The 9436-nt window shown below is 74.7% G+C and carries 12 protein-coding genes; all 12 read right to left on the bottom strand.

From position 1 onward, the window contains the following. Positions 1-188, bottom strand: a 188-nt coding sequence (locus tag VM242_00060) for a carbamoyl-phosphate synthase domain-containing protein (GenBank protein ID HVM03542.1), incomplete at its 3' end; no start/stop codon positions are given. 73 nt (positions 189-261) lie between these two features. Continuing rightward, a complete protein-coding gene (locus VM242_00055) occupies positions 262-1560 on the bottom strand; it encodes a dihydroorotase (GenBank protein HVM03541.1) in 1299 nt (432 codons plus the stop codon). After that, positions 1550-2476, bottom strand: coding sequence for an aspartate carbamoyltransferase catalytic subunit (locus VM242_00050; GenBank protein ID HVM03540.1), 927 nt, complete (start codon positions 2474-2476; stop codon positions 1550-1552). The genes VM242_00055 and VM242_00050 overlap by 11 nt, the downstream gene beginning before the upstream one ends. Next, a complete protein-coding gene (gene pyrR, locus VM242_00045) occupies positions 2473-2973 on the bottom strand; it encodes a bifunctional pyr operon transcriptional regulator/uracil phosphoribosyltransferase PyrR (protein HVM03539.1) in 501 nt (166 codons plus the stop codon). Before pyrR ends, VM242_00050 begins: the two co-directional genes overlap by 4 nt. Before the next feature lie 126 nt (positions 2974-3099). After that, positions 3100-4728 (bottom strand): O-antigen ligase family protein, encoded by a 1629-nt coding sequence (locus VM242_00040; protein ID HVM03538.1) that lies wholly within the window; start codon positions 4726-4728, stop codon positions 3100-3102. A gap of 67 nt (positions 4729-4795) precedes the next feature. Further along, positions 4796-5194: a transcription antitermination factor NusB gene (gene nusB / locus VM242_00035; protein HVM03537.1), complete on the bottom strand. Its 399-nt coding sequence runs from the start codon at positions 5192-5194 to the stop codon at positions 4796-4798. Positions 5195-5219: 25 nt separating this feature from the next. Beyond that, a complete protein-coding gene (gene efp, locus VM242_00030; protein ID HVM03536.1) occupies positions 5220-5786 on the bottom strand; it encodes an elongation factor P in 567 nt (188 codons plus the stop codon). Next, positions 5783-6910 carry a Xaa-Pro peptidase family protein gene (locus VM242_00025; GenBank protein ID HVM03535.1) on the bottom strand — a complete coding sequence of 376 codons (1128 nt, stop codon included), beginning with the start codon at positions 6908-6910 and terminating at the stop codon, positions 5783-5785. The genes efp and VM242_00025 overlap by 4 nt, the downstream gene beginning before the upstream one ends. Before the next feature lie 64 nt (positions 6911-6974). Beyond that, positions 6975-7433: a type II 3-dehydroquinate dehydratase gene (locus tag VM242_00020; GenBank protein ID HVM03534.1), complete on the bottom strand. Its 459-nt coding sequence runs from the start codon at positions 7431-7433 to the stop codon at positions 6975-6977. A 40-nt stretch (positions 7434-7473) separates the two neighbouring features. Next, positions 7474-8508: a 3-dehydroquinate synthase family protein gene (locus VM242_00015; protein HVM03533.1), complete on the bottom strand. Its 1035-nt coding sequence runs from the start codon at positions 8506-8508 to the stop codon at positions 7474-7476. Then, positions 8505-9020, bottom strand: a complete 516-nt coding sequence (locus VM242_00010; protein ID HVM03532.1) for a shikimate kinase — start codon at positions 9018-9020, stop codon at positions 8505-8507. Before VM242_00010 ends, VM242_00015 begins: the two co-directional genes overlap by 4 nt. Positions 9021-9097: 77 nt before the next feature. Continuing rightward, a complete protein-coding gene (locus tag VM242_00005) occupies positions 9098-9301 on the bottom strand; it encodes a hypothetical protein (protein ID HVM03531.1) in 204 nt (67 codons plus the stop codon). Positions 9302-9436 lie beyond the last annotated feature (135 nt).

The following is a 9436-nucleotide window of genomic DNA, read 5'->3' as shown; positions in this document are numbered from 1 at the left end:
CCGATGTGCGGGTAGGTGAAGGCGATGACCTGGCCGGCGTACGACGGGTCGGTGACGACCTCCTGGTAGCCGGTCATCACCGTGTTGAACACCGCCTCGCCGGTGGTGACGCCGCCGGGCGGCTCGGCCCCGAACGCCTCGCCCTCGAACGTGGTGCCGTCGGCCAGCACCAGCAACGCCTCGGTCATGCCGTCCTCTCCCGCTTCTCGCACCAGGAATCGACCGCCAGCGGTCGATTCCTGGTGCGGGAACCGTGCCGGGTCATCGCCGGGCCTCGGCGTCGACCACCACGGGCTCGCCCCGCAGGACCGTGTGGCGGACGCGTCCGGTGAGCTTGCGGTTGGCGTAGGGAGTGTTGCGGCTGCGGCTGGCCAGGCGGGCGGGGTCGACGACCCACGCCTCGGCGGGGTCGAGCACCACCAGGTTGGCGGGCGTCCCCTCGGCCACCGGCCCGCCGTGCTGGCCGGTGAGGCCCGCCACCGCGGCGGGCTGCCACGACAGGTAGGCTAGGACCCGCTCGACGGGCAGGTCCAGCTCGGTCAGCGCCAGGGCCAGCGCCGTCTCCAGGCCCAGCATGCCCGGGGGCGCCTGGTCGAACGGCGCCTCCTTGGCCTCCTGGGCGTGGGGGGCGTGGTCGGTGGCGATGGCGTCCACCGTGCCGCCGGCCAGCGCCGCCCGCACGGCCGCCACGTCCTCCGGCCCCCGCAGCGGCGGGTTCACCTTGAACACCGGGTCGTAGCCGGCCACGTCGGCGGCGGTCAGCGTGAAGTGGTGGGGCGTGACCTCGGCGGTGACGGGCAGGCCGCCCGCCCTGGCCGCCGCCACCAGGGCCAGCGACCCGGCCGTGGAGAGGTGCTGGAAGTGCACGCAGCCGCCGGTGAGGCGGGACAGGGCGATGTCGCGCATCACCATGACCTCCTCGGCCTCGGCCGGGATGCCCGGGATGCCGAGCCGGCTGGACCACTCGCCCTCGTGCATGTGCCCACCGGCGGCCAGGGCCTCGTCCTCGCAGTGCTGGGCCAGGGTGACGCCGAGGGCCGAGGCGTACTCCAGGGCCCGGCGCATGAGCCGGCTGTCCTGCACGCCGTCCCCGTCGTCGGTGAAGATGCGCACGCCCAGCGCCGCCATCTCGGCCAGGGGCGCCAGCCGCTCCCCCGCCCGGGCGACGGTGATGGCCCCCGCCACCCGCACGTCGCACACCGCGGTGGCGCCGAGGTCCCGCACCTGGCGGACGACCGCCGCGCTGTCGATGGGGGGGTCGGTGTTGGGCATGGCGACGACGGCGGTGAACCCGCCCAGGGCGGCGGCGCGCGCCCCCGTCTCCACCGTCTCCGCCTCCTCCCGGCCCGGCTCGCGCAGGTGGGTGTGGAGGTCCACCAGGCCGGGGGCCACGACGGCGCCGCCGGCGTCCAGCACGGTGGCACCGGCCGGTGCGTCCACCGACTCGGCCACGGCGGCGACCACGCCGTCGCGCACGAGGACGTCGGCGCGGCGCGACCCGGTGGCGTCCACCACCGTGCCGCCCCGGATCACCAGCGTGGACGGGCGGTCAATCGGCAAGCGAGGCTCCCGATCCGAGGAGGAGGTAGAGGACGGCCATGCGCACGGCGACGCCGTTGGCGACCTGGTCGGTGATCACCGCGTTGGGGAGGTCGGCCGCCTCGGCGGCGATCTCCACGCCCCGGTTCATCGGCCCCGGGTGCATCACCAGCGCGTCGTCGGCCAGCAGGGCGGCCCGCCGCCGCGTCAGGCCGTAGGTGGCGGTGTACTCCCGCAGGGACGGGAAGAGAGCGTCGGTGATGCGCTCCTTCTGGATGCGCAGCACGTAGACGACGTCCACCTTGGGGATGACCTCGTCGAGGTCGTGGCTCACCGTCACCGGCCACCCGGCCAGGCTGGGCGGGAGGAGGGTGGGCGGGGCGACCAGCGTGACGTCGGCGCCGAGCAGCGTGAAGGCGGCGACGTCGGAGCGGGCCACCCGGCTGTGGGCCACGTCGCCCACCAGGGCGATGCGCAGGCCCTCGACCCGGCCCCGCCGCTGGCGGATGGTGTAGCAGTCGAGCAGGGCCTGGGTGGGGTGCTCGTGCCAGCCGTCGCCGGCGTTGACCACCGACGCGTCGACCCACCCGGCGATCTGGCGGGGGACGCCGGCCGACGAGTGGCGCACGACCATGGCGTCGACCCCCATGGCCTCGATGGTCTCGACCGTGTCGCGCAGCGACTCACCCTTGCTCACCGACGACGACGACACCCCGAACGTCATGGTGTCGGCCGACAGCCGCTTGGCCGCCGTCTCGAACGACAGGCGGGTGCGGGTGGAGTCCTCGTAGAAGAGCGACACCACCGTCTTGCCCCGCAGGGCGGGCACCCGCGGGATGGCGCGCGAGCTGACCTCCACGAACGAGTCGGTGACCCGGAGGATCTCGTCGATGCCGTCGGCGCCGAGGTCGCCCACCGACAGCAGGTGGCGGCTCAACGCCGCACCGTCCCGAGCCGGACGCCCGACTCGCTCACGTCCACCAGCTCGTCGCGCGCCGTCGGCAGGTTCTTCCCCACGTAGTCGGGACGGATCGGGAGCTCGCGGTGGCCCCGGTCGACCAGGACGGCCAGCTGCACGGCCCGGGGCCGCCCGTAGTCGTTCAGGGCGTTGAGGGCGGCCCGCACCGTGCGCCCGGTGAACAGCACGTCGTCCACCAGCACCACGGTCAGGCCGTCGAGGTCGAAGCTGATGTCGGTGACGGCCTCGGGGAGCAGCGGGCGCAGGCCGATGTCGTCCCGGTAGAACGTGGCGTCGAGGGTGCCGACGGGGACGGCCGTCCCCTCGATGCGCTCGATCTCGGCGGCCAGCTTGCGGGCCAGGGGGACGCCCCCCGTCTGGAGGCCGACCAGCACCACGCCTTCCACGCCGTGGTTGCGCTCCAGGACCTCGTGGGCGATGCGGGTCACCGCCCGCCGCAGGTCGTCCGCCGACATCACCTGGGCCTTGGCGACGAAAACGCCCCCACGAGGGGGCGTCAGCGCACGTTCACGTTCGGCCATTCACCACGGCCATGCCGCTTCCTTCCTGTCCGTGCGAGCCTCTCGGGACCCGCTTCACGGTCAGGGACCGACGGTAGCAGGTCCCCCGCACACCGGCGGGTACTTGCCGAGCACCTCCAGGCGGCGGCAGCTGTCGTCGCTCGTGGAGGCATCGCCGGCCCGCTCCGCCGACACGGCGCGCACGAGCAGGGCGCCGGCGCTCCAGGGGTTGCGGTCGAGGGCGCGCTCGGCGGCGTGCCGGGCGGCGGCGTCGCTCCCCCACTTCAGCTCCAGCGTGGCCAGGTTCGCCCAGGCGTCGGCCGACGTGGGGTCGCGCCGGGTGGCCTGGCGGGCCAGCGCCACCGCCTTGCGCGCGTGAGCCTCGTCGTGGAGGCCGTGGAACGCCTCGATGCGGGAGCCGGCCTGGGACACCTCGGGCCAGGCCGGGAGCAGCGCGGCGGCCTCGGCATAGCGCGGCGGCGACGTGTCGAGGGTCGCCTGCCGCAACCCGGCCTCGCCCACCAGGAGGACGCCGGCCGCCGCCACCGACGCGGCCAGACCGAGAGCGGAGACGACCCGCCACCCGAGGGCGGGCGGCGCGTCGGCGCCGCCCGGGGACCGACGGTACGAGGCGCCCAGGGCGAGCAGGGCGAGTGGGGTGAGGCCGACGGACTGGGGCTCGAAGAGGGTGAACAGGGCGGCCACGGCGGCGAAGCCGAGCAGCGGACCGGTCCGGCGGCGGACCGAGGCGAGCAGCCAGGCGGCGAGGAGGCCGAGGCCGAGCAGTCCCGTCGTCGTGGCGTACTCGACCACCCAGTTGTGGGCGTCGGCCGCCACGTTCACCCCGCCCTCGCTGACCTCGGGAGTCGTGCGGTGACCGGTCGCCTCCAGGAAGCGGCCCGGGCCCCATCCGAGGACGGGGCGCTCCAGCGTCGCCTCGGCGCCCATGCGCCACAGGCCGCCCCGCACGTCGAGCTGGCGGGTGGGCGCGCCGACGGTGCGGTCGGAGGCGGTGACCGCCGAGTCGGCGGCCCACGCCGAGGCGGCGAACATGCCGACGCCCGAGGCGGCGAGTACGACGACGGCACGGCGCCAGCCCGAGCGGCGCACGGCGGCGGCCAGGACGAGCACGGTGAGGCCGAGCGCCGACCGGCCGCCGGAGAGCTGGGCGGCGCCCGCCAGCAGGGCGACGGCACCCGTCCACCAGCCCAGGAGCCGGCGCTCGGCGCTGCGGCAGCAGACCAGCCACAGGCCACCGGCGACCAGGGCGCCGAGGTGGACGGGGTTGCCCATCAGGCCCGACGACCGGCCGGGGCTGTCGAGCGCCGGCGGAACCATCTCCGCCGCCTGGAGCCAGGCCACCGCCGCGTTCACCAGGGCGCCGGCCACGACCGCGGTCGCCATCTGGCGGCGCTGCGCGGGCCCGGCGGTGGCGCCCAGCCCCCACGCCGCCACCAGGGCGGCGACGAAAAGCAGCCCCGTCCCCCAGTTTGCGCCGCCGACGAGGGTCGCCATCGGGAGCCGGGACGCGGCGGTCGCCGCGGTCGCGGCGCCGAGGAACAGGACCGCCAGCCGGGCGGCGAGCTCGCCGCCCCGGGCGAGCCGGGCCACGGCGACCAGACCGGGACCGAGGAGCAGAAGGGCCACGGCCGCCTTCGGCGCCCAGAACGAGTGGTACAGCTCGGACGAGAAGGCGACCGGCAGCAGCATGGCCGCCACCACGGCCAGCAGGCCGGGCTCGGGGCGGCGGCGGGCGGCGCCGCCCCGCCCGGGCGGGTCAGCCGGGTCGGACCTCGGCGGCGATCCCGGAGAGGACGCCGTTGACGAACCGTCCGGACTCGTCGGTCGAGTACCGCTTGGCGAGCTCCACGGCCTCGTCGATGACGGCGCCGAGGGGGACGTCAGGACGCTCGAGGAGCTCGTAGACGGCGAGGCGGAGGACGTTGCGGTCGACGACGGGCATGCGGTCGAGGGTCCAGCCGATGGCGAAGCGACCGACCAGCTCGTCGATGCGCGCCCGGTTCTCCCCCACACCCTGTACCAGATCGGCCACGAACGGCTCGGGCTGAAGCGGCAACTCGGCCAGGAGGGCCGCCGGAACCAGGTCCTTGACCTCCGCCTCGTACAGCAGCGACAGCGCCCGCTCCCGCGCCTCCCGCCGCGACCCGACGTTCACCGGCGAGGCTCCCGCCGGGGTCGCCTCAAGTGTTCACGCGGGTGAGGTACTCGCCGGTGCGGGTGTCGATGCGCAGCCGGTCGCCCTCGTTGACGAACAGCGGGACCTGCACGACCACGCCGGTCTCCATGGTGGCCGCCTTGCGGGCGCCCGACACCCGGTCGCCCTGCACGCCGGGTTCGGTGGTGGCGACGGTGAGCTCGACGGCGGCCGGCAGGTCGACGCCGACCAGCTCCGAGCCGTACATCTGGAGCACGACGGTGTCGCCCTCCTTCAAGAAGCGCTCGGCGTCGCCCAGGGCGGAGGCGTCGACGTTCGACTGGTCGTACGACACGTTGTCCATGAAGACGTAGTGGTCGCCGTCCCGGTACAGGTACTGCATCTCCTTCTTGTCGATCATCGCCTGCTCGAGCTTCTCGTCGGCCCGGTAGGTGCGGTCGATCACGGCGCCGGTGCGCACGTTCTTCAGCTTGGTGCGCACGAAGGCGCCGCCCTTGCCCGGCTTGACGTGCTGGAACTCGACCACCGAGTACAGCCCCTCGGGAAGGTTCAGGGTCATGCCGTTGCGGAGGTCGTTGGTGGAGACGGTCACTGGATGATCAGGTCCTTCGGGGCGAGCGTGAGCGGGCGGCAGCCGTCCTCGGTGACGACGACCGTGTCCTCGATGCGGACGCCGCCGTGGTCGGGGAGGTAGACGCCCGGCTCGACGGTGACGACGTAACCGGTCGCCAAGGTATCACCGGACACCGCCGAGACCGAGGGGGCCTCGTGGATGTCGAGGCCCACCCCGTGGCCGGTCGAGTGGAGGAAGGCGTCGGCCCAGCCGGCCGCCGCGATGACCTCGCGACAGGTGGCGTCCACGTCCACCGCCCTGCGGCCGGCACGGACGGCGGCGACGCCGGCGGCCTGGCTGGCGGCCACCACCTCCACCATGCGCTCGAGCACGGCCGAGCGGGGCGGGCCCACGCACAGCGTGCGGGTCATGTCCGAGCAGTAGCCGTCCACCACCGCCCCGAAGTCGACCACGACCAGCTCGCCCGCCTCGACGACCCGGTCGGTGGGGCGGGCATGGGGCTTGGCGCCGTTGGGCCCCGACGCCACGATGGTGTCGAACGAGTTGCCGCTGGCGCCCAGCCGGCGGATCTCGGAGTCGAGGGCGAGGGCGAAGCCCGCCTCGCTGGTCCCCTCGGCCAGGAGGTGGCGGACCGCGGCCAGGGCCTGGTCGGACACGGCGGCCGCCGCCGCCATGCGGGCCACCTCGCCGTCGTCCTTCACCCGGCGCAGGTCCTCGACCACGTTCTCGGTCGCCACCAGCTCGGCGTCGGCGAACCACTCGGCGGCGAAGGCCCGCTGCCGGGCCCACGTGACGCTGGCCGCCTCCAGGCCGAGGCGGGCGACGGAGCGGGCCGACGCCGACAGCGCCTGGCGCTGTCCGGCCGCGTTGCCGATCTCGATGCGTGCGTCGACGCCCGCCGCCGCCAGCTGCTCGGCCGACTGGAACTGGTAGCGGCCGTCGGTGGCGAGCACCAGCTCGTCGGGCAGCACCAGGAGCAGGGCGGCCGACCCGGTGAACCCGGTGAGGTAGCGGACGTTGGCCAGGTTGGTGACGAGCAGGGCGTCACAGCCCGCCTCCCCCAGCCGCTCCCGGAGGCGGGGCAGGCGGCCGGCCACGTCCATGGGAGCGAGCGTCGACAGGTCCACGGTCGGTGGAATCACTGGCGCACCATCCCTTCGTGATGGCACCCCAGCGAGTTGCCGATGGACCGGCCTCCCGGGCCGGTCACGGGCTGCGGTCCTCCAGCATCCGGGCCACCGCCACGATGGCCAGCTCGTACCCGAACCCGCCGAAGCCGGCGACCATTCCGTCGGCCACCGGGGCGACGACGGAGGTGTGCCGCCACGGTTCGCGGGCATTGGGGTTCGACACGTGCAGCTCCACCACGATCCCCTCGAAGGCGGCGAGGGCGTCGGAGATCGACCAGGCGTAGTGGGTGAAGGCGCCGGCGTTGACGACGATGGCCCGGCACCGCCCGCGAGCTCCCTGGATGGCGTCGACCAGCTCCGCCTCGGAGTTCGACTGGAGGTCCTCGACGACCAGCCCCCTCGCCTCGCCGGCAGCCCGGGCGGCGGCCACGTGCTCGTCCAGCGTCTGCTTCCCGTAGATCTCGGGCTGGCGCTCCCCGAGCAGGTTCAGGTTCGGCCCGGACAGGACCAGCACGGTGGGCCGAGGAGCCGTCACGGGCGCTCCGCGACGTTCCGGCGCGCGGGACGGCCCGATCTCACGCGAGCAGCTCCTTGAGCGTGGCCTCGACGTCGGCGGTCGCCACGTCGTGCACGGGCTCCACGCCGTGCGGGCCGTCGAGCACGAAGCTGAGCCCCCCGTGCGACTTCTTGTCCCGGCGCATGAGCTCGACGAGGGCGGCGAGGTCGCTCCCTTCGGGCAGGGGCCGGCGCAGGCCGTACGAGTCGACGACCTCGTCGTGGCGGCGGACCCGCTCGTCCCCGATGCGCCCGAGGCGGGCCGCCAGGCGGGCGGCGAAGCGCAGCCCGACGGCCACCGCCTCGCCGTGGCGGAGGTCGTAGCGGCCCGCCGTCTCCAGGGCGTGGGCCAGGGTGTGGCCGTAGTTGAGGCACGCTCGGGGCCGGCCCGCCGCCGTCGCCGCCCCCGCCGTCTCCCGCTCGTCGCCCACGACGTACGCCGCCTTGATCTCCACGCAGCGGGCCACCCGCTCGTCGAGGGGCAGCGCCTCGAGGTCCTCGTTGTGGCGGCCGAGGAAGTGGTACTTCGCCATCTCGCCGCACCCGCTGCGGTACTCCCGCTCGGGGAGCGACGCCAGCACGTCGGTGTCGCAAAGCACGGCCGCCGGCTGCCAGAAGGCGCCGACCAGGTTCTTGCCCTCGGGCAGGTTGACACCCGTCTTCCCGCCGATGGCGGCGTCCACCTGGGCGAGCAGCGTGGTGGCGACGTGCACCACGGCAACGCCCCGGTGGTAGACGGCGGCGGCGAACCCGGCGGCGTCGGTCACCACGCCGCCGCCCACCGCGACCACCGCGTCCTGGCGGGTCAGCCCGGCGCGGGCGAACCCCCGGCACAGGTCCTCCACGGTGGAGAGCGCCTTGGCCTCCTCGCCGGGCGGGATCACGATCGTCTCGGCCGGCCGCCCCGGGTCGACGGCGACGGGCACCGCCTCCTGGGTGACGAGGGCCACCCGCCGGGCGTGCGACGGAAGCACGGCCGCCAGCTCGTGTCGCGCCCCGGGGCCGACCAGGACGTCGTAGGAGCGGTCGCCCAGCGGGACGGGGACGCGGATCACGCCCGCGCCCCGGTCGCGGCCAGGATGCGCTCGACGGCCTCGTCGGGCGTGAGCTCGTCCACGTCGACCACCACGTCCGCCACCTCGGCGTAGACGGGGCGGCGGACCTCGTACAGCTGGGCCAGGGCGGCCGCCGGGTCGCCGCCGAGCAGGGGCCGGCCGGCACCGGCGCCCACCCGGGCGGCCAGCGTCTCGACGTCGGCCCGCAGCCACACCACCGTCCCGCCCTGGCGGAGCATCCGGCGGTTGTCGGCGTCGAGCACGGCGCCCCCGGCGACGGAGACCACGACCGGCCCCTCGGAACCGAGCGCCTCCACCAGCGCCTCGCGCTCCTCGGCCCGGAACGCCGCCTCGCCGCGTGCGGCGAAGATCTCGGGGACGGTGAGTCCGGTGCGCCGCTCGACCTGGCGGTCGCTGTCGAAGTAGGCGGCCCCGAGCCGGCGGGCCAGGGCCTGGCCGACGGTGGTCTTGCCCGCCCCCATCATCCCCACCAGCAGGATCCGCTCAGCCAACGCGGCGGTGGGCGGCGGAGGAACTCACGCCGCCCACTGTACCGATGGTCCCTCCCCCGGCAGGGACCTTCACCCGGCTACTTGAGGAGCTCCTCGCCCCGGCACAGGCGGAACTGGTCGTCGCCGTAGAGGAACTTGCCGCACCGGGTGTCGAGCTCGAGCGACACCACCTTGAAGTTGTTGGCGAACGAGTCGCCGGCCCCCACCTTCGACACCGTGTCGTTGACCCGGACGTTGGCGAGGACGCGGTCGCCCTCGGTGAACACGTCGAGCACCGCCACCCGGGTGGTGCTCGACGTGTTCACCGAGGGCGACCGCGTCCTCGCCAACGTCCGGGTCAACGACACGGTGTCGAAGGTGGGGGCCGGCGACTCGTTCGCCAACAACTTCAAGGTGGTGTCGCTCGAGCTCGACAC

Source organism: Acidimicrobiales bacterium (assembly GCA_035540975.1).
Lineage (GTDB): Bacteria > Actinomycetota > Acidimicrobiia > Acidimicrobiales.
This window is presented reverse-complemented; position numbering and strand designations above follow the sequence as displayed.